Annotated in this window: 22 protein-coding genes; 2 read left to right on the plus strand and 20 right to left on the minus strand. The window is 40.4% G+C overall.

The annotated features are described in order from the left end of the window. Window positions 1–8 precede the first annotated feature (8 nt). The 14 genes from BUF11_RS07800 to BUF11_RS07865 form a co-directional block, all read right to left on the minus strand. Window positions 9–1,283: an ROK family transcriptional regulator gene (locus BUF11_RS07800; protein WP_073588267.1), complete on the minus strand. Its 1,275-nt coding sequence runs from the start codon at window positions 1,281–1,283 to the stop codon at window positions 9–11. Window positions 1,284–1,374: 91 nt separating this feature from the next. Next, complete coding sequence (locus BUF11_RS07805) at window positions 1,375–1,872, minus strand: hypothetical protein (RefSeq protein ID WP_073588268.1); 498 nt, start codon at window positions 1,870–1,872, stop codon at window positions 1,375–1,377. Next, window positions 1,860–3,254, minus strand: a complete 1,395-nt coding sequence (locus BUF11_RS07810) for an L-fucose/L-arabinose isomerase family protein (RefSeq protein WP_073588269.1) — start codon at window positions 3,252–3,254, stop codon at window positions 1,860–1,862. Before BUF11_RS07810 ends, BUF11_RS07805 begins: the two co-directional genes overlap by 13 nt. Beyond that, complete coding sequence (locus tag BUF11_RS07815; protein WP_242952343.1) at window positions 3,247–4,209, minus strand: carbohydrate kinase family protein; 963 nt, start codon at window positions 4,207–4,209, stop codon at window positions 3,247–3,249. Before BUF11_RS07815 ends, BUF11_RS07810 begins: the two co-directional genes overlap by 8 nt. 14 nt (window positions 4,210–4,223) lie before the next feature. After that, window positions 4,224–5,078: a class II fructose-bisphosphate aldolase gene (locus tag BUF11_RS07820; protein ID WP_073588270.1), complete on the minus strand. Its 855-nt coding sequence runs from the start codon at window positions 5,076–5,078 to the stop codon at window positions 4,224–4,226. Between the two features lie 83 nt (window positions 5,079–5,161). Then, complete coding sequence (locus BUF11_RS07825; RefSeq protein WP_073588271.1) at window positions 5,162–6,340, minus strand: MFS transporter; 1,179 nt, start codon at window positions 6,338–6,340, stop codon at window positions 5,162–5,164. Between the two features lie 322 nt (window positions 6,341–6,662). Further along, complete coding sequence (locus BUF11_RS07830; RefSeq protein WP_073588272.1) at window positions 6,663–7,382, minus strand: HAD family hydrolase; 720 nt, start codon at window positions 7,380–7,382, stop codon at window positions 6,663–6,665. Continuing rightward, entirely contained in the window at window positions 7,351–8,805 is a 1,455-nt protein-coding gene (locus BUF11_RS07835; protein ID WP_073588273.1) for a CehA/McbA family metallohydrolase, read from the minus strand. Before BUF11_RS07835 ends, BUF11_RS07830 begins: the two co-directional genes overlap by 32 nt. Window positions 8,806–8,881: 76 nt before the next feature. Continuing rightward, on the minus strand, window positions 8,882–10,321 hold the full coding sequence (locus BUF11_RS07840) for an extracellular solute-binding protein (protein WP_073588274.1): 1,440 nt from the start codon (window positions 10,319–10,321) through the stop codon (window positions 8,882–8,884). Window positions 10,322–10,355: 34 nt separating this feature from the next. Further along, window positions 10,356–11,186, minus strand: a complete 831-nt coding sequence (locus BUF11_RS07845; RefSeq protein ID WP_073588275.1) for a carbohydrate ABC transporter permease — start codon at window positions 11,184–11,186, stop codon at window positions 10,356–10,358. 166 nt (window positions 11,187–11,352) lie between these two features. Then, window positions 11,353–12,234 carry a carbohydrate ABC transporter permease gene (locus BUF11_RS07850; protein ID WP_073588276.1) on the minus strand — a complete coding sequence of 294 codons (882 nt, stop codon included), beginning with the start codon at window positions 12,232–12,234 and terminating at the stop codon, window positions 11,353–11,355. 155 nt (window positions 12,235–12,389) lie between these two features. Next, window positions 12,390–13,187, minus strand: a complete 798-nt coding sequence (locus BUF11_RS07855; protein ID WP_073588277.1) for a DeoR/GlpR family DNA-binding transcription regulator — start codon at window positions 13,185–13,187, stop codon at window positions 12,390–12,392. Window positions 13,188–13,275: 88 nt separating this feature from the next. Next, the gene (locus BUF11_RS07860) at window positions 13,276–13,929 is read right to left on the minus strand and encodes a GDSL-type esterase/lipase family protein (RefSeq protein WP_073588278.1); all 654 of its coding nucleotides are present in this window, start codon (window positions 13,927–13,929) and stop codon (window positions 13,276–13,278) included. A 20-nt stretch (window positions 13,930–13,949) separates the two neighbouring features. Next, on the minus strand, window positions 13,950–14,867 hold the full coding sequence (locus BUF11_RS07865) for an AEC family transporter (protein ID WP_073588279.1): 918 nt from the start codon (window positions 14,865–14,867) through the stop codon (window positions 13,950–13,952). Between the two features lie 337 nt (window positions 14,868–15,204). On the opposite strand from BUF11_RS07865, the gene BUF11_RS07870 reads away from it, so the two are divergent. After that, window positions 15,205–16,080 carry a LysR family transcriptional regulator gene (locus tag BUF11_RS07870; protein WP_073588280.1) on the plus strand — a complete coding sequence of 292 codons (876 nt, stop codon included), beginning with the start codon at window positions 15,205–15,207 and terminating at the stop codon, window positions 16,078–16,080. 138 nt (window positions 16,081–16,218) lie between these two features. On the opposite strand, the gene BUF11_RS07875 is transcribed toward BUF11_RS07870, so the two are convergent. From BUF11_RS07875 to BUF11_RS07895, 5 genes are all read right to left on the minus strand, one after another. Beyond that, complete coding sequence (locus BUF11_RS07875) at window positions 16,219–17,760, minus strand: type 2 periplasmic-binding domain-containing protein (RefSeq protein WP_073588281.1); 1,542 nt, start codon at window positions 17,758–17,760, stop codon at window positions 16,219–16,221. Window positions 17,761–17,916: 156 nt separating this feature from the next. After that, window positions 17,917–18,798, minus strand: coding sequence for a carbohydrate ABC transporter permease (locus BUF11_RS07880; RefSeq protein ID WP_242952344.1), 882 nt, complete (start codon window positions 18,796–18,798; stop codon window positions 17,917–17,919). Between the two features lie 94 nt (window positions 18,799–18,892). Then, a complete protein-coding gene (locus BUF11_RS07885; RefSeq protein ID WP_073588282.1) occupies window positions 18,893–19,825 on the minus strand; it encodes an ABC transporter permease in 933 nt (310 codons plus the stop codon). 72 nt (window positions 19,826–19,897) lie between these two features. Continuing rightward, window positions 19,898–20,956 (minus strand): Gfo/Idh/MocA family protein, encoded by a 1,059-nt coding sequence (locus BUF11_RS07890; protein ID WP_073588283.1) that lies wholly within the window; start codon window positions 20,954–20,956, stop codon window positions 19,898–19,900. 6 nt (window positions 20,957–20,962) lie between these two features. Next, complete coding sequence (locus tag BUF11_RS07895) at window positions 20,963–21,781, minus strand: sugar phosphate isomerase/epimerase family protein (RefSeq protein WP_073588284.1); 819 nt, start codon at window positions 21,779–21,781, stop codon at window positions 20,963–20,965. Between the two features lie 334 nt (window positions 21,782–22,115). On the opposite strand from BUF11_RS07895, the gene BUF11_RS07900 reads away from it, so the two are divergent. Then, complete coding sequence (locus BUF11_RS07900) at window positions 22,116–22,943, plus strand: helix-turn-helix domain-containing protein (protein ID WP_073588285.1); 828 nt, start codon at window positions 22,116–22,118, stop codon at window positions 22,941–22,943. 119 nt (window positions 22,944–23,062) lie between these two features. On the opposite strand, the gene BUF11_RS07905 is transcribed toward BUF11_RS07900, so the two are convergent. Continuing rightward, window positions 23,063–26,011, minus strand: coding sequence for an alpha-mannosidase (locus tag BUF11_RS07905; RefSeq protein WP_073588286.1), 2,949 nt, complete (start codon window positions 26,009–26,011; stop codon window positions 23,063–23,065). Window positions 26,012–26,197: the final 186 nt, after the last annotated feature.

Genomic DNA, 26,197 nt, shown 5'->3' on the forward strand with positions numbered 1-26,197 from the left:
TTGTACGTTTACTGCTGGTCCTGATTGATAAATAATTCTGCTTCATTAAAATACTGGTCTGCCAGATATAAGGCTCCTCCCGTAAAGCAGCCATGGTTTAAACTAATATCGGAATAAACCAGGGTAAATTCCTTTTCAATCTTAAAAAACGGAAGCGAATGGATTTCTCTTTGGAGCTTATTCAAAAAATAATCTCCTGCCTGATTATAAATTCCCTGAAGCACTATCACCCGGGGATTATAAATTAATATCATATTGCGTATAAGCATAACGAAATAAGATATCATTCTGTCCATTATTTTGCAGGCAAAAGCATCTCCTTCATTAGAGGCTTTAAATATACCGGAATAATTAAGCTTATCCCCATTCTTTAACAACTGGGAGTCCTGATACTCGTCCTTTATTTCACCGGCATACCTTATCATTGCCTTTGGCGATACCATGGTTTCAAAGCAGCCGTAATTGCCGCAGGCGCATTTTTCCGTTGCTTTATCAGGCACTACCGTTATATGCCCGAATTCACCGACAAGGCCATTTGCACCCTCTACCAGCTTCCCATGGTCCAAAACGCACCCTCCGGTAAAGGAGCCTGATATAATCACCATGACATTTTCTTCCTTATAGTCAGGATGTTTCAGAAATTCCGCATACCCCGACAGACGGCTTCCGTTATTTATCGATATCTTATAATATTCAGGCATCAGCTCCTTTAACTTTTCTACAACCGCCAGATTTCTTCCCCATGCCGTATTGTGTATCGGAAAGAGAAGAAGCCCGTTATCCGAGTCAACGATTCCGTCAAAGCCTGCCACCACTCCATAAATATCCTCCGGTACAAGCCCCGAAGAACGAACCAATTCTTTTACCGCCAAAGCAATGTCTTCCATACAATTCTCATAGCTGGCCTGATTCCTGTATTTATTTGAAAGCTTGTTTATCAGCACGCATTTTAGGTCATACAAAACACAGTCAATATAGCCGATTCCGGAATGAACGGCTATAAGATATTTATGCGTATCATTCAAAGCATACAGTTCCGGCTTTTTACCGCCTTCTTCCGTGGAGCTTCCTTTTCCCATGGCCTTTACAAGTTCGTGCTTTTGCAAGAGGGCTAAAATCTTGGTAACTGAGGTCACACTTAGGTTAATCCTTTCGGATATTTCACTGGCCGTCATCGTCTCTAAGTTTCTCAAAAGCGACAATACCAGCCTCTGGTTATAATGTTTAATATTTTTCGGTTTTCTGCTTAATGGAGAAGAAGCCATTCTTTTATCAATGCTCATTGTATTAACACCATACCTATTTGTTTTTTCTCATTATCCTTGATTTTATAAGAAGTGTCAACTAATAGAAAGAAGCTGCCTGCCTTTAATGCTATAAAAAGATCTCTGCCCTGTCATCTCCCTCTAAAACCTGGGAGATAATATCATTCCGAAAAGTTCTTCCCGGAAGCAGGCACAGAATATGTGCCTCTCCTTCTTCGGTAAGGTACTGCGTTCCATGGACAATAAGGGGGTTTAGCTTCACGAAGGTCCCTCGGGGAATAAGGAAAGCTTCGAGATTTTCAGCTGAAAAAGTCTTAGTTGGCAGTCCCGCAAAGATAATCACGTCTTTATCAATGGGAAGCAGTCCTTCACAGGTATACTGGTGGGCCTCTAAAAAGGATATGATATTCCTCTCCTGCTTCTTTACATGACAGACAGATACTGTCGGCAGTGTACTGGTGCCAAAATCCAGAGTTATCAGGTCTGCGAAAAAGTTAGCGGGAAATACGGACCCTTCTCTCATGGATTTCTCGTCAAGCAGATTCTGGTATACTCCGTATTTACGGAAAGCTTCCGGGGTTAATTCCTGTACTTTTATAGTGCGCATGGGCTGCCTCCTTCCTGATGGGCGTCGTCAAAGTCTATTCTTAAATAGCGGGCTGCTTCCTTTAATACGGGAAGGTATTTACCATATACTCCGCCCACATGGTGAATGTAAGGCCCAAATATCAGTTTTTCTTCCCAGCGCTTCCAGTTATCCACCTCCATCCATACATAGGTCCCGCTGGTCTTAGGACCTGTTGTTGTTTTAGCTTCCCCGGCAAACAGAGAATATTTGCCGTCAAGTTCATCAAAGCGGCAGATTGTAAGGTCTCCCTGCTTTAATTCAAACTGCTCCTGGGCGTTAATCAAACCAGCCTCGCTGCTTTCTGCCTTTAAAGAATAAGGGAAGGGACCGCAGTGCCACAAAAGCTCACCATTGTCATTTTCCGGATGACGTATTGTAAGGTCTGCTAAAAATTCTGCATTTTCATATAGGTCACAAGCTCTTAGGATTGCCATGGTAATTGCTCCATTTACATCTGTTTCGCAGGCTAAGGGCAGGCCCTCGTCTGCCAGTTCACCTAAGGCAACACAGGGACAGACTCCCATTAATCCAGGAAATGCTGACCAGCATTCAAAGGCACCGACACTGCAATTATTCTCCTCCAGATGTTTTTTTACCGCCAGCTTTACGGCTGCTGCCTTCTTAACTTCCTCTTCTTTCATAGCGCTGCAATCCATTCGTGCGGTCAATTCCTTATAATAAGCCTGGAATTCTTCTGTTTCCTCTTTCATGATTCTCATTGCTGTCTCTGATATCTTAAAAGGTGAAATGGGGACTACGGTTATTCCAAAGCGGTTCATCAGGTTGGCATCATTTGTCATAACGCTCATAAAAGGTCCGGGGCGCTCTCCAATCTTGGCAACCCGTAAGTTCTTCATAGCCTTAACAACAGCTGCCACACGGATAAAGTTCTCATAGCCTGTTTTAAATTCCCTGCCTTCCGTCTCACAATTAAAGATATAGCTGTATTTTACCCCATAACGGCTTAGTACCTTGGTAGCTGCAAACATACCGCATTGGGTATCCCTTCCTCTTGACTCTAAGGTGTTCGGTTTTTCATCCCTGGCCCCCCAGATTAAAACAGGTATATCAAAGGCTCTTGCAATTTCTGCAACCACCTGCTCTTCTCCAAAATCACAGAAGGGAATAAATAAGGCATCAATACGTTTTTCCTTTAATTTACCAATAACAGACGGTACGGCTTTTAGCTCCCACATAATTCCATTTTCACACATGTCATCCACATCAATAATTTCTACTGCTTCTGTTTTTATGCTGCGGATAACCTTCATGAATTTTTCTTTTTGCCTTAGCGCTTCCTCCATACTTAAGAAGCTTCTTTTAACAGGAACCACTCCCAATACAACCGATTGCTTATACATGCTCAATCCCCCTTTGATAAAATTCCACTCTATGGTCGATTTCCTTATAGTCAATCATACCTGTCTCCATAAATTTCTTTACCGTATCCATATCCGGTATACCTGCTCTTCCGCCGATGCGGGTGCATTTGATAGCGGCTGCGGCTGCGGCAAATCTGGCTGTTTCACATACCGACAGGTTCTTTAAAAGTCCTGCCGCAAAGGCTCCGTGAAAGACATCTCCGGCTCCTACGGTATCGACCGTCTCTACTTTATAGGCCGGTATCTGAAAATATCCTTCCCGTGAAACACCTGCTGCTCCCTTTTCTCCAAAGGTAAATACTACAATTTCAGGTCCTTTCTCCATCATAGCCCGGCAGTTCTTTTCATAATCGGAGTCTGAAAACAAACTGTGATAGATAAATTCCGAGCCGATGAAAACATCAATCAGTGGCAGCTCCTCTTTAAGATTAGGAAGCCCCGAATCGGCATCCATAATAATCTTAGCTCCGGCTTGTTTTGCAAGCCTTGCTGCCTTTATGGTTATTTCATCCAATCTTGCTATATAAAAATATTTGGTACTTTGCAGATAAGAAAGCGGAAGTTCTTCTTCTGTTATGCTTTCGGAAGTCCCGGGATAGTAGAGGATATTTCTTCCCCCTGTCTTCTTATCACTGATAACAATATCAAAATGAGTGCTTTTGTCTTCTCTTTGTAACAGATATTTTGTATCTATCCCGTGCCGTATGAAGTCCGTTCGGATAAAAGTGCCGTATATATCTGTACCGATGTTACCGATTGCCGCTGCCCTCGCTCCGAGCCTTGCGGCTGCTATCAGTCCCGTTGCCACCTTTCCGCCCCCTTGCCAGCTTACATTTTTCACAAGCTCCCCATGATTGGGTTCCGGAATCTTATCCACATTAACAGCCAGGTCCACACAGGGACTGTCCATTCCTACCAGATCGAATTTCACCATATTCACCGCCTATTCTACAGGGAATAGTTATTGGGATTAAGAAGCCTTAGCTTACGAACCACAAAACTCTTAACCTCATCTGCCGCTGTGCTTTGCAGTCTGAAAAAGGACCCTTTATTTTCCTCCGGTTTAACATTGGAACAGATTGCCTGATAGATAGCTCTGTCATATTCTGTTGCAATATTAAACTTGCTGATACCAAGATTTACGCTCTTTTGTATCTGGTCATCCGGGATATCCGAACATCCGTGAAGTACGATAGGGATGGACAGGCTGTAGCGAATCTGCGCAATCCTGTCAAAGTCCAGCTTAGGCTCCTTGATATATACGCCATGGGCATTTCCTACGGCAACCGCTAAGGAATCACAGCCTGTTCTTTCTACGAATTCCACTGCCTGCTCTACAGAGGTATAATTGGCAGCGTCCACAATATCCTCCAGCTTCGAGCCTGTTCCTACGTGCCCCAATTCTGCTTCTACATCAACTCCGAAAACTCTCGCTACCCTGATTACATCCTTTGTCATCTGAACATTCTCTTCAAAAGGAAGCGTGGAACCATCTAACATCACAGAAGGGAAACCATCACGGATACCGGCAACGGCAATCTCAAAGGTGTTGGAATGGTCCAGATGGACTGCTACAGGAACAGAGGCTTTTGCTGCCATGTCCCTGGTAAAATCAGCAATATACTTTAAGTCAATATGCTCTCTGAAGCCCGGATACACCTGAATAATAACAGGAAGCCTTTCTCCCTCCGCTGCTCCAATTGCCCATTTTACCGATTCATAGTTAAATACATTGATTGCCGGTACACCGTATTTGTGCACCGTCGCATGCTCCAATAGCTCTTTTACACTGATACTTGACATAAAATACCTCTCCTTTATCTATCTGATAATATTTATTGAAATATTATAACTTTTCCAAATGCAGCAGTTTTAACCGGAAATTTTCAAACCTGCAGGATATCTGCTTTTTGTGTTCTTCTTCTCTTGCCGTCTATGCGCAGCATAAAAAAATTGAGAACGGAAATTACCGCTATTACCGCCGCTAAAACAAAGAAAGACGGTCTTATTCCAAAATGCTCTGTCATGGTGCCTCCAAGAAGGCTTCCAAGAGTGGAACCAAGGCCTGTCTGCACCATTGCCAACATACTCTGCCCCTGGGAAAGCTTCCCTTCTGCTGCATTTTCACTGATAAACATAACGCAGCTATAATAACAGGTCATGTAGGTAACACTTTGCAATAGCTGTGACATTAACATCAGGGGTAACACTCCGCTGGCAGCTAAGATTAATCTTAAGGAAACCATTGCAACGGAAAATGCCAGAATATTTACAGCCCCAAACTTCTTCATTAGTTTATTAATCAATAACAATACCGGTATCTCACTAAGTGCGGAAATACAGCTTGATATTCCCAGAATGGAAGCACCGTAACCCAGCTTTATAACATAAACTCCATAATAGGTCCCACAGAAGGTAAGTCCTAACTGGAGCAGGAAAGCAAACAATAAAACAAAGCGTATCTGATAGTTTTTAAATATCTTTTCTTTTGTATGAAACTTTGCCCTCTCTTTCTTTGGTATCTGGTCATTGGGAAGCAGGAGAAGAAAGAACATCAGCAGCAGGAAACCGGAACATCCAAACAAAAAAATACGCTCAATATTCTGCTTCACCAGAATTCCTATTATGAAAACTGTAATAGCATATCCTACCGTACCTCCGATTCTGATAAAGGCAAAGTTAACATTGTTCTTTTTCGTGAGATTCGTAACAATTGCATCACACAGGGGTATAATTGCCGTACTAAAGGAAGTTAAAAGCACCGTGGATACCAGAAAGAATACAAATCCTGAATGTATCCGGTAGGTAAGAATAGCAAGGCTGCTTCCGAACACAACAAAGATAAGAACATTCCTCCTCTTTCCGATCTTATCGCTGATAATCCCCCAGAAGGGCTGGATAAAAAGAGCTGCAAGAGGGCCAATGGCGGACAGCATGCCTATCTGTGCATTCGTTATTCCCTGCTTTGCATAAAAAGCACCCATAAAAGGGGAATACAATGCCATAACCGACCATAACACTGTGTTGACTGCTAATAGCTTTAGAATCTCTTTTCGACTTGACATAAAATCTGCTTCTCCCAGCGCTGTTTATTTCTTTAGCCTGAGTATACAATAAACAACTTAGTTTGTAAACATAATTTATAAACTAAGTTTATGACTTTTTTTGTGCGTTTTTACATAACTGAAAATTATCTGCCGCAGACAGAAAAACCCTATGACTTTCTCTGCCTGCCGTCATAAAACACAGAATTATAATCTGTTAGACAACAGGCCAGGAAAGCCACAGGGTTTTTAATGCAGCAGGGCATCAGACAAATATTGGGCAGTTCCCCATAATAATACGCTAAGTAACACATAAATATGGCTTTCTGTCAGTGGCCTCTCTTTATAAATGATATTTTTCAATGATTTCATCAATTGCCACCACCGTTATGGCTGCCAAGGCTTCCATACGGGCACGGTCATTGTATTCTGTCAGTAAACCGGCAAAAGAAGTGCCTGCATTTTCTGCAAATTCCATATCTGTTACACTATCCCCCACGACAAGCACTTCCTCCGGCTTTAAATCCGTCTGGCGGCAGAAGGAATATACCATCTGAGGAGACGGTTTTGCCTCTGTATTTTCTTCATTACAGCCAATATAATCAAAATATCCCAGCAGGCCGGTCTTTTTAAGAGAATGGACTGCGGATCTTCTGCTGTCAGCGGTTGCTATACCAAGCAAATAGCCCTTTTCCTTCAGATAGGGTATAAGTCTGTCCACTCCCGGCAAACTGCGGACAGCAATATTCTTGGTAAGGGCAATTTCTTCAAAAAGGAAAAATAGCTTCTCTTTCCCGAGAGAACTTCCCTCTTCCTGCTTTATAATTTCTTCCCAAATATCTATAATCTGGGAAGTCGTTGCATACTGTATAATACTTTCCTTTTGAAACCCCTCCGGCAGATAGCCGGAGCGCTCTTTTAATACCCCCAGGGTTTTTGTACTTACTCCATATTCCCTTTCCAAAAGCTCAAACAGCCTGGATATGACCATATGCCAGTATTCTCTGAATTCAATCAGGGTTCCGTCCTTGTCAAACAGAATTCCTTTTATCATATTGCTCATGAAATTCCTCCCATAGTATTTTAAAATCCGGCTGCACTTTCGGCGCTCCGCTCTCTTTATAAATGGGATTGACATAACAGATTACATGGCTCTCTTCATCATATATTCCGAAACGGAACCACCAGTCCCCATTGGGACATATCTTACAGGTCATTTGTGACCCTTCCGAGAGGGCTTGTTCCTTTAATTTTCCGCCATTTAAAAGAAATACACCATACATAGGCTTTGCCACATTGCGGACAGTTACCCTGTATTCAATTTCTTCCTGCTCCGTTATCTCATCCCCCGGCAGGTATTTACCCTGACAGATGGAGATATCCAGGTTTACATACCTGGCTGCATAGCAATGCCCCTTCTTAATTCCTTTTATCAGATTATTTACCGAAAGTCCTTCACAATAGACATAAGTAGCCGGGTCACCGTATAAAGAAGGTTCTTCTGAATTCTCATATAACTCTTCCGGGCGATTATGACTGTCACTGCCCCCGATTCCATATAAGTGTCTGCCTTTATTCCATAAGAAGTCCAGAAAGGCGGCAGCCTTGTCATTAGCCTCCGGAGAATCCTTATAGGTTGGGTCGCAAATAACCTCCAGTGTATGCAGCCCGGATAAATCATAGTCTTCCTTACAAAATTGCCAGGGAGTAAGGAACATATGGTTTAAAGATAAGTTGGCCTCTTCTGACAGAAAGCTTACGGCTCCCCGCCAGATTTCATCAAACCCAATCTCCGCTTCTGTCTCTTCCGTTGCTGCTTTTACCGCCAGGTCAAGCAACCCAGAAAGCATATTGCCGGATTGGATGCCATGGATATTCATGTGTCCTATGGGAAGTGTCAGCTCCATGGAAGGAATCAGCAAACAGGAAGGAATACTTTCTCCAAAGGCAATTCCATTGTGCTCGGTAAAAGCCATAAAGTCCAGCTTCCTGTCTTCCAGGATTCCGGCCGCTTCTTCTATGTTGTTATGACCGTCGGAAAAGATGGTATGTCCATGGAAATCACCTTTATAATACCTGGTTTCCCTGCTGTATAGACTGTCAAAGGAATAACCGCTGCTGGTCTCGTTTTGGCAGTAATAAGAAGCGTAACTTTTCCTGCTGTCTGTTTCAACGGATAATTTTACGGTATAAGCTCCCTTTTCAAAGCTGCCGCCATAAAGAAAGATTAAGGCATATTTTCCTCCTGAAAGCTCATGCTTTAATCCAGTCAGAGTGCATACCTCTTTGGAAATATAGATTTCCCTGATAAAGCTGCCGATTCCGGGGATAACATTTCCGCAGAATACCTTTTCGGGATTAAACAATAATACTGTCATAGGTACCTTTTCATCTGTTTCTATCTTAATCCAAAGGCTTTCTTCCGGTTTATCAATTTCAAAGAAAGCGGATACTATATTCTTATTTATTATAATTTCTTTCTGCATATAAATAACCACGCCCTTTTCTGGATATCAATCCGGGGCAGCCATATAAGCCGCCCCATTATAAGGTAAGTGAAGATTATTTGTTTATTTTATCTAATTCTTTTTGTGCTTTTTTCGCTGCTTCATCCAATGCTTTTTTAGCCGGTACATTTTCTATCTGAATCTTATCTACAGCTTCTTTTAGAGCATCCAGAATAGCCCCGCCGGTCGGGTCAATGAATTCCGGTACGGCATACTGGTCTATCTGCTTTAAGGCTGCATCGGCGTCGGGATTGGATTTTAAATATTCCTGGTATTCCGGTAAATCCAGAACGGACTTGCGTACTGCCACATATCCGGTGCCCATGGAGAATTTTGCGGTATTTCCGGTATTGGTTGCATAGTTAACGAAATCGGCCGCACCCTTCTTCTGGTCTTCGCTTAAGTTACTGCTCTTGGGTATGTAATACATTAGACTGCTAAAATACGGCTTAGGCTCATTTCCGTTCCAGCCGGGCTGTACGGCAACGGCAAATTCGTTCTTATAACCTTCCGTTATGGCTTTATTTACGGCATCCAAAGCGATGGCATAATCTCCGGGGGAACCGGTATAGCCCAAAGCTTTACCATATACCCAGTCATCCATGGTCTTATACCAGTATTCCCAGCCCTGTCCGCCGGAATAGATTTTCATGGATTTATCCTCATGAATCCATTTGCGGAACTGGTCCAATACCTCTACCCAGGTAGAATCATTGATCAAAACCGTTTTGCCGTCATCGGATACTACTTTCCCGCCAGCGCTGGAGACAGCATCCATCATATTGTATTCTCCCCACATAGGCTCCCAGACGTATTCAATTTTGTTCTTATTGGTTGAAATTCCCAGGGTTTTGTCCTTCATAGCCTCTAATTTCTGCCAGGAGGTCAAATTGTCTTCTGTGTATCCGGCTTCCGTAAGAACGGCTTTGTTATAGTAAAGTACCTGGGAAGTACCGTAAGCCGGTGCGAATACCATCTTGCCGTCCCTTAACGCAGCATCCATAAAGCCGCCTACGATATCATCCTTATTATAATCCTCAGGCATATAATCTTCAAAGGCTTCTACCAGTCCTTTTTTATAAAAGGTATCATGGGAACCGCCTGCTACCAAGGCCGGCGCATTTTTTCCGGCAAAGGCTGCCTGAAGCTTCTGGTCGATTTCGGAATAGCTTCCGATGACAACGGGTTTGATGATATATTTACTCTGGGAAGCATTATATTCATTGATAATACCTGTCAGGGTATCTCCCAGGGTGCCTCCCAGAGCGTGCCAGAATTCGATTTCCACCGGTTCCTTCGGCGTTTCTGTCTCCTCTGCTGCTTTTGTTGTTTCTAACGTATCTGCAGGAACAGCTGTGCCGGTACCCTCTGAAGACTGCGCATTTGTTTCCTTACTGTCGTTTTTCCCCGCTGCATTATCCGTTTTCCCGCAGCCTGTAAAGATAAGGCTTAAACTTAATATCACCAGCAGTGCAATTTTTTTCACTTGTTTCATCGCTTTCCTCCAATCTTTTCTTTCCGCTTTGTTGTCAGAACTTAATTCCGCTGTCCTGAGATATGGCAGACATAAGCCATTTCTGGGCAGCAAATAAGATTACCAGAATGGGCAGTGTAGTGATTGTACTGGCTAACATCACCTGTGCCCAATTCATTCCATAAGCTCCCTCCTGAATAAAAAACTGTCTGAGTCCCTGGGAAATCAGATATTTATCCTGGCTGGTAAGCATAATACTCGGCCACATATAACTGTTGTACAACTGAATGAAGGTTAGTAACCCTACCGAGGAAAATGCCGATTTATTTAAAGGCAGTATTACATGCCGTAATATCAGCCTATGGTTCGCTCCGTCAATCTTAGCCGCTTCCACAAAGTCCATGCTTGTCTTTTTAAAAGCCTGACGGAAATAGAATACGGCAAAAACATTGGCAAGATTTGAAAATACCAGCCCGGACAAGGTATTCAAAAGTCCCATGTGTGCCAATATAACATAAGAAGGCACATAGGTAACGGCGCCGGGCAGCATATAAGTAACTATTACAATTACAAAAATCCGGTCCATATTGCGATTATTTAAGAATACCACCCCATAGGCAAACATACTGCTTACGATAAGAATCAATGCGGTACCGGCAATTCCTACGATAAAGCTGTTAAGAAGATAACCATAGAGCTTTATGGCTTTTAAATTTTCAATAAATTCACTCAGATTAATATGGGTTGGCAGGAGCTTATACGGTGTCTGCCAAATTTCGTTGTTGGACTTAAAAGCTCCCAGAAACATCCAGGCAAATGGAAACAGGAAAACTATCGATATGCCCGCTAAAAAGATATATTTTGTTAAAACTTTTACCCTCTTCATGCTAACCCCCATGTATATCGCAAGTTTACTTGCAATACTGCCCAAATAGAAAGTGAAAAATGCTTTTTATTTTTCATACTACTCCCTTCACCGCCTTCAAAGTTGTCTGCGGCTTTTCCATTAATAGAACAGACTGAAAGAATTACAGGCGGCTGTCTTTTAAGGCTTATTCATAATGAACGAACCGGCTGCTGATACGGTTGCTAATCAATGACAATACAACGATAATAGCCAGGATTATCATGGCTATGCTGTTGGCAGGCCCCATCTTAAAGTTCTGAAAAGATTTGTCATAATACATATAAAGCAAGGTAGTGGTACTTCCGCCGGGACCGCCCTGCGTCATAATCTGAATCTGATCATAGACCTGAATGGATTGAATCAGATTGACAACAAACAGGAAAAAGGTCGTTGGTGAAATCAGAGGAATCGTTATATGCAACAACTTGCGGCTGCGGGAAGCTCCGTCAATTTCAGCGGCTTCATAGGTACTCTTTGGTACCGCTGCCAGGGCTCCTATATAAAACAGAAAGGTCCAGCCCAGAGACTTCCATATAGTAAAAATGATTACAGACAGCATAGCCGTCGTACTGTCCTGCAGCCAGGAAAGAGGGGCGATTCCAAAGAACCCCAGCAAATGATTGGCAAAGCCTCTCTCCGGCTCATATATCCAGGACCACACCATGGAAACTGCTACCGTAGGAGTTATCCAGGGGCTGAAGATAACACTGCGGAACAGCTTGCTGCCGCGGAACTGATTTTCAAAAAGCAGGGCCAGCCCGAAGCTGATGAGCAGTGTCGGGGGAATAGTCCCCACCGCAAAATAGAACGTATTAAACAAGGCTTTTAGAAAATCTGAATCCGTAAAAATATCCTTATAATTATCCAATCCTACAAATCCTATATTTGCCGATATATAGTCCCAGTCTGTAAAGCTGATGCCAAATGCAAGAAACAGCGGGACAATCCAAAATAGCAGCAGCGGAATTAAAAAAGGTAATGTAAATCCTATTCTTGCCAAGGTGTCTTTTTTCATTTTAATAGCCATGCCTTTCCTGAATACTTGATACTCTTTATTCCATGTTGGCATTTTATCAACAAAACAAAAAAATAGAGTGAAAACAATGTAAAAGAATTGATAATTCTTTTCTTTTACTTGGTTTTCGCTCTATAAAAGTTTGTTTTATTCCAAAAAGTCAAATTTTACACTTGATAATAAGTGATATGTCTGCTCTCCAGGAAAAGCCTCCAGTCTTCCTTTAGCTCTCCTGCCATAATGAGGCAATCAATCTCCTTCCAGCCTGCCACCCGGTATGCTGCCTTTAAATTGAATTTACTGCTGTCTGCCAGCAGAATTTTATTTCTTACCTGTCTGAATACAGGCTTGATTGCCGAATAAGCCTGATAGTCTACATTACTGCAGCCAAACTCCATATCCAGAGCATCTGCGGAAAAAAATAAATAGTCATAGGATATCTCTTCTACACACTGCTCAAAAAAGGTTCCATAGGTCATACGGATATTAGGCTCAACCTCGCCTCCTAAGAAAAGAAACCGATGTCCCTGTTCCCTAAAGGCTTCATGATAGCCCTCCATAATATAGCAAAAGAGGCATGCGATGGAATTGGTGACTACAGTAAGCCCCTTTTTGTCTGTAAGGCCTGGAAGAAGATAGGTTACCGTGGATCCGGAGTCCAGGTAGATGCTGTCCCCGTCTGCAATCATCTCCGCCGCTCTTTTGCATATCTGCTTCTTTTCTTCTTTTTGCAAAAGCTGGCGTTCATGAAACAGATAATGCTCTTTATACTTTTTCTTTTCCTGTCTGGACAAGTTTCCGTGTCCTCTTACAAAGCCTTCCTGCTCTGCCAGGTAATCGAAATCTCCCCGGATGGTCTCCATCGTCACCCCAAAACGGTTTGCCATATCTGTTACGGTAACTTCACCCTCATCTCTGATAAGCTTAGTGATTTCTTTTCTTCTTATCTCAACCTTATTATTCATCTTCTCAATCAACCTCCGGAGCCCATGCTCTTATCCGAATTCATCTTATCACAATTTATGCTCTTTTGCCACAGCCCCGTATTATTTATTATTCTCTTACATATTCCATTAATTCGTCCAGAATTGCCCGGTAGCCATTTGCATACATATGGACCCCTTCTACGGAATATTCACTTTTCAGGTTTTTGTCCCTGTCATATAAATTCCGGCTAATATCAATATACTTTACCTGATAACGTTCTGCCATAGCCTTTAAGGCTTCATTGGCTTCTGCCACTTTCTCATTGGACCTTTGTTTAATCCATTCCCTTGCCTCTTCATTTCCAAAATCATGTTCGCAGTTGCAGGGATAATACGCCATTACATATATCTTTGTCTTTGGAAGATGTTCCTTTATCTCATTAAGAATATATTCATAGCGCCCGGTTAATTCCTCCAGGGTATAATCCACGGCACTTAAGTCATTCGTTCCGATATTGATAAATATCTTACGGGGCTCCAGCTCAAATATCAGGGTATCAAGTGCCAGTATCATTTCCGAAGAAGTAAAACCACTGGCCCCTCTGTTATAGATGGTTTCCCTGATATCATAATCCTGCATGAATTCATAAATAGGAAACTGCTCCATTAAGGAAGATCCTGTAAAGAGAATTTCCCCTTTCTTCACATACTGGTTTAAAATGCTGTAATGCTTAATCTTATCCGCTTTTTCTTCATTTAACTGCTTTTCTTTTAATACCATATGCTTACCTCTCCTTATCCTTATGTCCAAACCATAGCCGCCATGCCTAAGATTACAGGTATGGTCACAATGCTAAATATGGTACTTAATGCTACACTTTTTACTGCATCCGTATATTTTAACCCATTTAACTGAGCAAATATGGCTACATTGGAGCCTACCGGTGCAGCTGCTGCCGTTAAAACAGCCAGCTTAATATCAAAAAACTCTTTCGGGAACAGGCTCAATACCGCAAAGGTTACAAGAGGAATTGCCACCAGCCGAAACAGGGTGCAAAGATATGCCTCTCTTCCCTGAAACAGTTCTTTTCCTTCCATCTGTCCCAAATAAACACCCAAGGTTATCATGGCAACGGGCGCTGTCATAGCGGCAACCATAGAAAGGGTATCCGAAAGGATTGCCGGTACTTTTATCGGAAGAAAAAAGAACACAAGCCCAATTCCCAATGCGATTACAATGGGATTTGTCACAAGCTTTTTAAGGGATATGGCTTCTCTGCTTCCGCTCATTACTGCTACCCCATAGGTCCATTGCAGTATGTTTACCAGTGCCACAAAGGCCGCCAGATAAAATATTCCCTGTTCTCCTACTGCTGCCTTTACTAAGGGTATGCCAATAAAGCCTGCATTGGAAAAAGCCGCACCAAAATGCTCTACCCTATACTTATTCCCAAAGACTGCCTTCGATAGCAGTATGGATATCGCCAGTGCTATGACAGCCATCAGCAGGGATAACAGCAGCCCAATCAGTTTTTCCCTTGTGAAATCCGTTATATAGGATTTTATAATAGATGCCGGAAGAATAATATAAAGCAGCAGTGTTCCAAGCTCCTTATTTCCCTGCATGCTTATTTTTTTATTTTTATATAGTAAAAATCCAACACCCATCAGCAAAAACATAATCAGAATCTGCCGAAGTAAAACCAATCCCAACACCATAAAAAGTCTCCCATCGTATTTTTAAACTAAGCCTGCGATACTGTTTAAATAGAAATCTTGAAAAATGCACTATATTTTTCAAACTAAGTATAGCAAATTTATTGAAAATAATATAATATAAATATTATATAAGATATACTTTTTGTGTTATATAGACTTTTTATATTCTTTAAAAATCGCCAGGGAAAGGAAGGATTCTATGACCTTTAAACAACTTCAATTTTTCTGCGGAAAGGGAGGGTGCTATGACTTTTAAACAACTTCAATTTTTCTGCGGAAAAGGAGGATTCTATGACCTTTAAACAACTTCAATTTTTCTGCGGAAAAGGAGGGTACCATGACTTTTAAGCAACTTCAATTTTTCCGCAAGACCGCAGAGCTTGAGAATATCTCCAAGGCAGCAAAGGAACTCTTTGTAGCGCAGCCTGCTCTTAGTAAGGCTATCAAGGATCTGGAGGAGGAGCTTGGCTTTCCGTTATTTGACCGGAACGGGAAAAAAATATCCCTGAATCAGAACGGAAGAATTCTCCACAAGCATGTCCAGCTCATACAAAATGACCTGTTACAGTTAGAGCATGAGCTTTCGGAAGCCAACACAAAAGTTCCCCATTCAGCCAACATCTCCATACGGGTTGCTTCAAAGCTCCTGCCGGATATCTTAAACACCTTCTATATAAAGTATCCGGATTATAATCTAAGAGTATACCAGCTTGAACAGAATCCTTCTTCCCTGCCTCCCTTTGATGTTGTGATAGATTCCTCGCCAAGCAGCGGCTTTTCCGCTTGGGAATGTGTCAAGCTGCTGGAAGAAAAGATATTATTAGCACTCCCTGCCTCTCATCCGCTGGCAGGAAAAGAAGAAATTGTTCTTTCTGACCTGACCGGTTACCCCTGCTCTTTACTAAACGAAAGCTATTCTTTAGGAAAGCTTTTGCACTCCAAGTTAGAAGCAGCCCACTTTCATCCCAATATCATATTTGAAAGCGACAATCCTCATATGATAAGGGACTTTTTAAAGCTTAATCTTACGTATTCTTTTGTGCCTGAAAAGACCTGGGATATAAAAAAAGACTTCCCCCAGCTTATATTGAGGGAAGTAGTTGATTTTAAATGCAGCCGTGAAATTTATCTTTCTTTTCTGCAAAAGGATTACGCTGTTTTAGCTGCCCGAGAATTCACGGCCCATGTTTGGGATTATTTTAAGAATTTATAAAGACTTGTCAAACTGCAGGGACGCTTTGACCTTGGTGCCCTAAGGCTCATAAAGCCTTAGGGTACCACCATCACCCCGCTTTTCGTCTTTTTTCAGAACCTGTTTCTCGCTGCGCTCTCTTCAAACTTATAGGTTCTTTTACTTCGTATTTTTTGTAAATCTGTCTAACGCATCCTGCTGAATTTTTAAGAATTCTTCCAGCCCCATATTTTTAAGCTGTGATTTATAACTCTCCCATTCCTTATCAGCACCACCTTTTGTAATCCATTGAGCCATCGTAGCATCTACATAACCTTGAATATCAGTATTCAGGGAACTCAACTGTTTCTGTTCATCTACGGTATACATAACCTGCGGATAATTTTCAACAGCATATGGTTCCAAGTCTTTCGTGATTTCCAGCTTGCCTCCGTCACCATCTAACGTTTTAAATATTAATTTGCTGGTAAAGTTATCATCTACATATTTGGGACCTTCGTCTCTAAATGCCATAATTTCAGAATATGAGCTTTGTGCCATATCCTTTCCCGGTAAAATGGTGTAAGTTCCATCATCATTCTTTTCAGTTGCAACCCCAAAGTCTCCGTAATATGTTTCAACTGTTGCATCATCGGTATAAAATTGATCAACCCATTCTAAAAGCTTTGCCGGATTATCGCAATTTTTAGTAACCAGAAATTGATTTCTTCCATAGGGATCCTGATCCATCATAACATACTTTTTACCATCCGGTGCTTCAATTGCCGGTAATGGCACGTATTGATCAGCATTCGGACCAAAAGCTGTAGGCAGCCAGCCATCCGAAACACCTACAAGTGCGATTTCACTATTCATACGTTTAGCACCAATTTGAGAATTATCTGTGGTAAATATCTCCTGGTCAAGCAGCTGATTTTTATATAAATAATTTAGCTGATTAATAGCCTCTTTATAGTTATCTGTTACCGGATTATAAAGTACAGTATTATTTTCCGGATCCCAATTCATATAATTAACTGAACTGGATGTATATTGAACACCAAATAACGTCATAATCCGATATATTGTTCCTGTCATTGGTACCTCATCGTTCTTACCATTTTGATTCGGATCTTCTGTTTTGAATTTTTCCAGCACATTTTCTAATTCTTTATAAGTTGTTGGCATTTCCAGTCCTAAATTATCCAACCACGTTTTATTAATAAAGAGCTGATTTCCCACAACAGGCCGCCCCGGCATTCTTTTAGGAAGACTATAAATATGACCATCCTCCGAAGTAATCATAGCCTTAACTTTAGGGTCCGCCTCCATAATTTTTTTCAAATTAGGCATATTTTCATCAATATATTTCTCTAATGGGATAAATAAATCAATATTTTGAGCTATGTCTGAATCCTGTAATACATTCCCCCCAAAAAAGGCATCCGGCAGGTCACTTCCAGTTAAAAATACACTCTTTTTATCACCCCAGTCAGAACCATTTTGAATATTCCAATCAACAGTAATTCCGACTTTTGCTTGGGATTCCTTTACAAATCCCTGCAAGTACTCATCCCCGCTTTTAACACCTCTTACTGCAAGAACACTGAACTCATTGCTGTTACTGTCAGTCTTCTTGACTTCTTTTTTTTCATTGCCGCACCCTGTAAAAATAAGCGATAGCGCCAGTACTGCCGTAAAAAGTAAAACCGTCTTTTTCATAATACCTCTCCTTTTATTTTTGTATTTGCTAAGTGCCAACGCCCAAAGTTTTCTAGGCTTTTTGCTGCTCTATATAAATTCTCTCTTCATTTATGCAAAGCATAAGTAGTGCATCAGCCACTTACACACAAACAAAAAGAAAATTTACACCTGGGATTATTCTTTAATCGACCCAACCATTACGCCTTGATTGAAATATTTTTGTAGAAATGGATACAAGCACATAATTGGTAATGTTGATACCAAAATTGCCGCATATTTCATTTTATCCGATAAATTCTGTAATCGCGCTGCTAAATCCCCACTTCCCTGTTTGATCAGGGACTCATTTATTATTAATAATCTTCTAAGTACAAGCTGTAACGGCTGTAATTCTTCTCTGGTTAAGTAAATCATAGCATCAAACCAGGAGTTCCATATTCCTACGGCAGACCACAAACCTATAACAGCCAATATTGCTTTTGATAAAGGCAATACAATTTGAATAAAATATCGGAAAGTCGAACATCCATCCATTTGTGCCGCTTCCCACAAGCTATCGGGTATGTTACTTTTAAAAAATGTCCTTATTACAATAATGTTATAGCAGGATACTGCAAAAGGCAGTACCATGGCCAATCTATTATCTACAAGCCCAAATTGTTTAACTGTCAGGTAGGTCGGAATTAGCCCCCCTGAAATAAACATCGGTATTGTAAAATAGATAGTCCAAAATTTTTTGCCAAGGAAATCCTTTCTGGACATTGCATAACCGGCAGTAACATTTACGATCAGCTGAAATAAGGTACCTGCTGCGGTATAAATAATTGTATTTTTATAGCCGCTCCATATCAATGATTGTTTGAATAATTCCCGGTAAGCATCAAATTGTATCTTTTTAGGCAATAGCCAGATTTCCCCATTCGCAACCGCTGTAGAATCACTAAAAGAGGCAATAATAATGAACCATAAGGGATACACAATAATAAAAATCATCAGTATTGCAAAAAAGTAAACAAAAAAATTGAACATCTTATCATTTCCAACTTTTGTCTTCAATTTAACTCCTTTCGCGAATATCAAATCTTTGATTTGATATTCCTGAATACGTAGTTAAAAAAACAGTTTTTATTTTTTCAACCTATCTCTTTCCTTATAACAGACTGTTATCAGTCAATTTTTTTGAAATCTGATTAACCGACAGCAAAACAACGAGATTTATTACTGTATTAAACAAATTGATTGCCGTAGACAAACTATATTGAGCATTTAAAAGACCCAGCTTATATACATATGTGGATATTACTTCACTGGCAGTCATATTTAACTGGTTCTGCAGCAAAAAAACTTTTTCGAAACCAACGCTCAAAACGCTTCCTGATCTAAGAATCAGTAATATCATAGCCGTTGGCAGTATTAAGGGAATGTCTATATTTTTAATTCTCTGCCATTTGGATGCTCCATCCATAATAGCAGCCTCATAGTATGTCGGGTCAATTGCTGATAGTGCCGCCAGATAGATAATACTATCCCATCCAACATTCTGCCAAACATCCGACCACACATAAATACTGCTGAACTTACCGGGTTCCCCTATAATATTTGGCATTTGCATATGAAAAAAGCTTAAAATATGTGAAATCACCCCATTACTGGGAGATAAGAACAGGAGGATCATTCCACACATAATCATTGTGGAAATAAAATGCGGTAAATAGGTTGTTACCTGAAAAAATTTCTTAAAAAAGCCCTGCTTTATTTGTGTGCACAATAGAGCTAGCACGATTGGCAAAGGAAAACCAACTAAGATTGAATAAATGCTGATACTCAATGTATTTTTCAAGGTATTCCCAAATTGATAGGATTTGAAAAAACGAATAAAATGCTTAAAGCCAACCCAGGGACTGTCCAATATCCCCTTTGCCGGAGAATACTCTTTAAAAGCAATAATGATTCCACTCATTGGAATATACGTGAAGCAAAATAGAATAACCACCGCCGGCAATATCATTATATATAAAGGAACACTCTTTTTTATCGCATAAGCATAATATCGTTTATTTTTTCTTTTATTATCCTTACTCATAAAATACCTCTCTTCCCCTGGTCTTAAATTCTGATTATATGCTATATAATAACAAGAACCCCGTTTTTCCGGCTAAATAATTACTTCATGACCAACTTTGGCTGATTGATAAACGGCATCCAGAATTTTCATATTTCTAATGCCATCATCAGCATTGGCATTGCACTCCGTCTTGTCAGTTATACAATTAATATAGTGCTGGATTTCCTTTAAAAACGCTTTATGAAAATCAAACTTAGAATCAATGAGTAACCGGTTATTTGCCATATAATCGCATACATTATTTGTCAGTGTAATCCCGTCATCAATTTTAGCTCCGCCCTCACTGCCATACAATTCCAGCCCTTCAGAGTCATGTTCTATGAACAAATTATAGCTGGTTTCTAAAACGGCTATTTTATTATTGGAAAACCGGATAACAGCCCCGGCGAAATCTTCCACATCATAAATATTACTGGAAGCAGTAGACGAAACATATCCTGCATTCTTTTTAATTTGAACCTGGTCCCCGATCTGATCAAATGTATATCCATAAACCGACACCGGTTCCTCACAATCCAACAGATAATTCATCATATCCAGGATATGGACTCCTAAATCAATTAATGGTCCGCCGCCTGAGCGTTTTTTATCACTGAACCATCCTCCGGGAGAACCGCTTCTCCTTAAATATTTAGATTTAACATAATAGATATCACCAAAGAATTTATTTTGATTTAAATCACGCAGGATTTGGATGTCGTCTCCAAATCTTCTAACTAAACCTACCATTAATAATTTGCCATTCTTTTCGGCCGCTTGTTTCATTCTTAGTGCTTCTTCTGCATTCATTGCCATTGGTTTTTCGCACAATACATTGACACCGTGGTTTAATGCAGCAATTGAGCACTCTGCATGGCCCGAGTTCCATGTACATACGCTGACAGCATCTAATTCCTCCTGATCAAGCATTTCCTCAACGGAAGTATACCCATTTTTTACGTGATATTTATCCATCATGTGTTTTAATTGTTTTTCGTTAATATCACAAAACGCAGCAATTTCAACGGAATCTATTTTCTGGTAACTTTGAATATGAACATTTGAAATTGATCCGACACCAATAATTCCAATCTTAATTTTCTTTTTCATAAAGCCCTAATTCTCCTCTATTAACTTATTTAAGTATGAAACTGCATGAGCAATGTCCTCTGCCGGTTTCATTCCGACTTCCCGTTCAATGGTTAAAAAGCCCCTGTATCCCACCTCTTCAAGTGCCTTTATGTATTGCGGAAAGTCCACATTTCCCTGGCCCAGCGGCAGTTCAATCCACGGCTCCTTGGAATCAGCAGCTTCGGACAGGCCAAGCGGCTTTCCGTCTTTCGCATGTGTATGGACGATATAATCCTTTAGTGTATAGACACCCTGTACCGGATCATCTTTTGTAACCATAACCAGATTAGCCGGATCATAATTGACAGCAACTCCATTCGATGGCAGTTTGTCCAGGAATTTTTTTAGTCTCTTTGCCGGCTCCGGGCCTGTCTCAATTGCAAAATGCGCATCCAGTCTATTGGCATATTCGCTCAGCTCGAAGCATGCTTCCTGCATTATCTTATAAGTATCTGACCTTTCGTCTTCCGGTATTGTTCCAATATGTGTCGTAACAATATTCGTATCAAGGTCCTTTGCCAAATCGAGAATTCTTTTTGACTTTTCAATAATTATTTTATTTCTGTCAGTATCCGTAAACGGCAATCCAAAATCACCTACTATGGCACTTACACATAAATCTCTGGATTTAATTTCTTTCAGAAAGTTATTGCGCCTGGCACCCTTTAAATTATCCGGGGATAACTCTCCATCTGTTGCATACATTTGAACTCCATTTACGCCTAATTCATGAGCAATATTTAATGCTGTAATATAATCTTTTTTAAATGATTCCAAAATAACTCCAACCAAAAATTTTTTCATAATGAGCTCCTTCCTTGTGAACTTAGCTTAGATTATAAAAAATATTAAGTGCTTTTCAAAGTAGGATACTTGCCCTGAAATAGTAGAATATTGCTCATTTCATTAAAAATACTATCAAAATGCTCTTATCACTGTACAATTTATCCAAATTATTTTCAGGAAATTTTTTAAGCTTCTTAAAAAGGCATATGTTTTTATCTATGAATAGAAGAAAAATATTGAAATGTACTAGACAAAGTTGTAATTCAGATGTATATTAACAAATAAATATAATCTTATATATTAAAATGGGTGTTATTAAATCAGACAATTTGATAGATTGGAGAATGACTTTATGGAAAGAGACTATGGCTTTTTTGAAGAGCATCTATCAAAATTCAATAAGATTCCATTGATTTACCGTTTTGAAGTAGTCTCGTCTCTAAATAACGGGTTTGGTGCTCATTGGCATCCCAATATAGAATTACTTTACTTTATAGAAGGGTCGGCAGATGTTTTAATAAATTCTACTTATTACGCTGTGCATGCTGGTGATTTCATTATCATTAATTCAAACTTTATCCATAAACTCATCTCCAAGGAAGCACCAACAAAATATCATTGCTTAATTATTGACAATAACTTTTGCTCACAATTTTTTTTGGATTATACAGAATCACTATTCAGACCTATGATAAGAAGTGACCAATGTCAAAACATTATGCAAGAAGTAATTTATGAATTCTTAGGAAAACCCGATACCTACAGAACTGACAATTTAAAAGATTTAACTTTGCTGCTTATCAGGAACTTATTTCGTTATAATAAAGTTGATGATGACACGAATTTCTTAAAAGAGTCGTCAAAAATTTCACTGGTAAAATCTATTATTGATTATATTAAAAAAAATTACAGTCAACCTATAAACATTGATTCTATGTGTTCGGTAGTATGTATCAGTAAATATTATTTATGCAGAACTTTTAAAAGTGTTACAGGTCAAACCATAAACAATTATATTGTCGACTTCAGATGTCAGAAAGCGAAGATATTACTGAACAATTCAAATTCACCCATCAAAGAAATTTCATACTTATGCGGTTTTCATGATGCCGCTTATTTTACCAAATGCTACAAAAAAGTATTTGGATATATACCATCACATGAAAGACAGCCAGTATAACCAGAATAGCAGAAGGAGTAATTTGGATTCCCTTTAAACGATATGTAAAAGGGAAACCAATTACTCCTTCTGCGAAAAGCTAAAGTGCAATAGTCTCTAATAATTCCTTGCTCTCTTTATTATTTCTCTAATTTCAGTGTTACTATTTCAAACGGTTTTACTTTTAAAGATACAGAATCGCCTTTTCCGATAACCTCTTCCTCTTCTTCCATCAAACTGCATTTATAAATAGCTGCATATTGTTTACCGAATTGCAGCAATGTATTTACCGTAGCACCATAGGGCTCATAAAGACGAAGAATACAACTATTATTATCTTCTGCTTTCTTTACCGTTTCTATTACGATATTTTCTGCACCGCAAAGTATTTGTCCCTCTGCTATGCTGTTCCCCTCACCCTTTTGCAGAATGACAGGTACATTGAATTCATATGCCTGTTTGTGGACCTGACCGGTTCTTTCATTGCCGGAATGGGGATACAGGGCATAGCGTACATGATGGGTTCCTCTGTCGGCATTTTCTCCTGGATAGTTCTGACTGCGAAGAAGGTTCATATCCATGATTTTATCCTGAACCCGATATCCGTATTTACAGTCATTAATAAGTGCTATGCCATAGTCTGCTTCCGATAGATCCACCCACTTATGGGCGCACACCTCAAATTGTGCCTTTTGCCAGAGTGTATTATCGTTATTGGGACGCTTAATCTGTCCAAACTGTATTTCATAGCTTGCCTCCTTGGAAAGCACATCGGTTTCAAAGGAAGTCCGAAGCATTTTCAGATTCTCTTTCCAATCGACTTTCAAATCAAATTCCAATCGTTTGCTTTCGTGTCCCAGCTGTATCCTGACAATTATCTGCGAGTTTCCATAAGTGTAGCATTGTTCGCAGATTGCATTAGCTCCTTTTACATAGAACTTCTGGCCTTCCAATACAAAATATTCCGGTCTTCTGTCCGTATATTCTATTGCTATATCCCAGCAGTCCGCATTCAGGTCATCGTAAACAGAATAAAGATTGGACGGCCCGCTTAAGCTTTCCCGTTCCGCTGCTTTATCATACAATGAAATCAGCACCCCGTCTTTATCAAACACCGCACGCAGGTAATTATTTTCAAGGCAGTTTTCTCCAACACCGGTCATTATCTTTTGGACAGGTTCTTTCCTCTCGGTATATCCCAGGGCAGGGATATTCATTTGATAAAAACTGCCATCTTCCTCTACAATCTCTGTTCTCTCCCAGGAAAGGGAATTAAAGGCTGTCAGGGCAGCATTGGCTGCGATTTCCTTGTAACATGACTCTGTCATCCCGCAGACTTTGTTCAAAAGGATTTCATAACGGGCCAGAGACTCGTCATATACCCTCTTTATGGAAGAGCCCGGTATAATATCGTGAAATTGATACAGCAATACTTCTTTCCATATCTCATCTAACTGCTGCTTCGGATAATCCTTAAGATGGCCGCTTAATACCAGTGCAAATTCCAATTCCCTTAAGGCAAACTCCATCTTTCTGTTATACCATTTATTCTTGGCCTGGGTGGTATAGGTTCCCTGGTGCTTTTCCAGATAAAGTTCTCCCGCCCATTTCTTAAGCTTCCCTCTCGTACTTTCTTCCAGCCGTTCAAAAAGAGGCTGTGCAAAATCAATTGTTACGGGGCAGAGTCCATTCAGGTTCTTCATACGGCTTGCAGACTCCAGATGCAAAGATCCCGGGCCGCCGCCTCCGTCCCCAACGCCAAACAATATCAATGCTTCGTCACAGATTCCGCTGTCAATGTAATTGGTCTCCGCATATTTTACCTGTCTGGGGCTTAAGCTGCTGTTATAGGTTTCCTCCGGCAGCATGTGGGTAAAAATTTCCGTACCGTCAATTCCCTGCCACAGGAATGTCTGATGAGGAAATTTATTGTGTTCGCTCCAGGAAAGCTTTTGTGTCATGAAATAATCGCAGCCGCTTTTCTTTAGAAGCTGGGGCAGGGCACCGGTATAACCGAATACATCCGGGAGCCAAAGATTCTTTACTTCAATCCCGAATTCTTCCTTAAAGAAGCGTTTTCCGTATAATATCTGGCGGACCAGGGCTTCTCCTCCGCTTAAGTTGGTGTCTGCTTCCACCCACATACACCCCTGTACTTCCCATTTGCCTTCCTTTATCTTTTCTTTTACCCGTTCATACAGAGCCGGATAATATTCCTTCATCCAGGCATATAGCTGGGCCTGGCTTGCTCCGAATTTATAATCCGGATACTGCTCCATATAATGCAGCGTGTTGGAAAAGGTTCTGGCACCTTTTCGAATTGTCTCCCTGATTGGCCATAACCAGGCAAGGTCAAGATGAGAATGGCCGATAGCGGTAAAGGACAGGCCGCAGTCCCCTCCTGTTTTTTCAAGCAATTTCCCCGTTACGCCAAGGGCTTCCCTGATTTCAGCTTCATCATAATTTTTAAGGTGCAGGGATGCCTCATAAAGCTTAAATAATATCTGGTTATATCTGGCACTGTCCTTTGCAAGGCACATGAGAAGTTCATACAGAACCAGGTAATCATAATAAAGCTTTCTGATATCCACACACTGAATGGCAATATCCGCTTCCAATATCTTGCCGTCATTCTTCAAACTGCCAAACAGATCATTGCAGCCGGCATCCATCCAGATATCCACTGTTTCTCCGCCCTGTGCATTATCATACAAGCTGTATACGCGTTTTCCGCCTCCGGCAAAACTGAATTCCGTAGCAACATTGGTAATGCCTCTTACCGGATTGCCGAGCTTATCCACAATTAACCCTTCACCGCTGATATCAATTAACAGGACCGTTTTCTGGTTTTTACACTCCTCCGGTATTATTCCGTTAAAATGAAACCAGGCGCAGTCAAATAAATCCCCCCACTTTTCTCCTTTCTTCAGAGTTTGCTTTTCACCTTTTTCTTTCTCCTGAAAGCTTACAGGCTCTTTTGTTTTATAGCAGGTAATGGTCAATTCCCCTGTCTTTTTATAAATTTTCTCCTGCAGCTGCCCTAGTGTCTGTTCAATGGTACGTACTTGTTTTTCTTTTAGATATGGCATATTTCCTCTCCTTCTTTTTCTTTCTGTAATCTTGCCTTCACTACCTGAAACTCATCTCATTATCGCTTAGATCCTGTACTTTGATATATTTTATTATTTTGTGATATTTTTAATATCACGTGATATAATCATATTATAGAACTCAATGTCTTTTGTCAATAATATCTTAAAAAATATGAGAATTAT

The sequence above is a fragment of the Anaerocolumna xylanovorans DSM 12503 genome, assembly GCF_900143645.1.
In the GTDB taxonomy this organism is placed as follows: domain Bacteria; phylum Bacillota; class Clostridia; order Lachnospirales; family Lachnospiraceae; genus Anaerocolumna; species Anaerocolumna xylanovorans.

Excerpts from the sequence above, each read along its gene's own strand:
- BUF11_RS07845 (WP_073588275.1), bottom strand. The coding sequence starts at position 11,186 with ATGAAGAGGGTAAAAGTTTTAACAAAATATATCTTTTTAGCGGGCATA.
- BUF11_RS07825 (WP_073588271.1), bottom strand. The coding sequence starts at position 6,340 with ATGTCAAGTCGAAAAGAGATTCTAAAGCTATTAGCAGTCAACACAGTG.
- BUF11_RS07835 (WP_073588273.1), bottom strand. The coding sequence starts at position 8,805 with ATGCAGAAAGAAATTATAATAAATAAGAATATAGTATCCGCTTTCTTT.
- BUF11_RS07840 (WP_073588274.1), bottom strand. The coding sequence starts at position 10,321 with ATGAAACAAGTGAAAAAAATTGCACTGCTGGTGATATTAAGTTTAAGC.
- BUF11_RS07890 (WP_073588283.1), bottom strand. The coding sequence starts at position 20,956 with ATGAAAAAGAAAATTAAGATTGGAATTATTGGTGTCGGATCAATTTCA.
- BUF11_RS07815 (WP_242952343.1), bottom strand. The coding sequence starts at position 4,209 with ATGGTGAAATTCGATCTGGTAGGAATGGACAGTCCCTGTGTGGACCTG.
- BUF11_RS07905 (WP_073588286.1), bottom strand. The coding sequence starts at position 26,011 with ATGCCATATCTAAAAGAAAAACAAGTACGTACCATTGAACAGACACTA.
- BUF11_RS07810 (WP_073588269.1), bottom strand. The coding sequence starts at position 3,254 with ATGTATAAGCAATCGGTTGTATTGGGAGTGGTTCCTGTTAAAAGAAGC.
- BUF11_RS07860 (WP_073588278.1), bottom strand. The coding sequence starts at position 13,929 with ATGGTATTAAAAGAAAAGCAGTTAAATGAAGAAAAAGCGGATAAGATT.
- BUF11_RS07850 (WP_073588276.1), bottom strand. The coding sequence starts at position 12,234 with ATGGCTATTAAAATGAAAAAAGACACCTTGGCAAGAATAGGATTTACA.
- BUF11_RS07855 (WP_073588277.1), bottom strand. The coding sequence starts at position 13,187 with ATGAATAATAAGGTTGAGATAAGAAGAAAAGAAATCACTAAGCTTATC.
- BUF11_RS07875 (WP_073588281.1), bottom strand. The coding sequence starts at position 17,760 with ATGAAAAAGACGGTTTTACTTTTTACGGCAGTACTGGCGCTATCGCTT.
- BUF11_RS07870 (WP_073588280.1), top strand. The coding sequence starts at position 15,205 with ATGACTTTTAAGCAACTTCAATTTTTCCGCAAGACCGCAGAGCTTGAG.
- BUF11_RS07830 (WP_073588272.1), bottom strand. The coding sequence starts at position 7,382 with ATGAGCAATATGATAAAAGGAATTCTGTTTGACAAGGACGGAACCCTG.
- BUF11_RS07820 (WP_073588270.1), bottom strand. The coding sequence starts at position 5,078 with ATGTCAAGTATCAGTGTAAAAGAGCTATTGGAGCATGCGACGGTGCAC.
- BUF11_RS07800 (WP_073588267.1), bottom strand. The coding sequence starts at position 1,283 with ATGAGCATTGATAAAAGAATGGCTTCTTCTCCATTAAGCAGAAAACCG.
- BUF11_RS07865 (WP_073588279.1), bottom strand. The coding sequence starts at position 14,867 with ATGGTGTTGGGATTGGTTTTACTTCGGCAGATTCTGATTATGTTTTTG.
- BUF11_RS07895 (WP_073588284.1), bottom strand. The coding sequence starts at position 21,781 with ATGAAAAAATTTTTGGTTGGAGTTATTTTGGAATCATTTAAAAAAGAT.
- BUF11_RS07885 (WP_073588282.1), bottom strand. The coding sequence starts at position 19,825 with ATGAGTAAGGATAATAAAAGAAAAAATAAACGATATTATGCTTATGCG.
- BUF11_RS07805 (WP_073588268.1), bottom strand. The coding sequence starts at position 1,872 with ATGCGCACTATAAAAGTACAGGAATTAACCCCGGAAGCTTTCCGTAAA.
- BUF11_RS07900 (WP_073588285.1), top strand. The coding sequence starts at position 22,116 with ATGGAAAGAGACTATGGCTTTTTTGAAGAGCATCTATCAAAATTCAAT.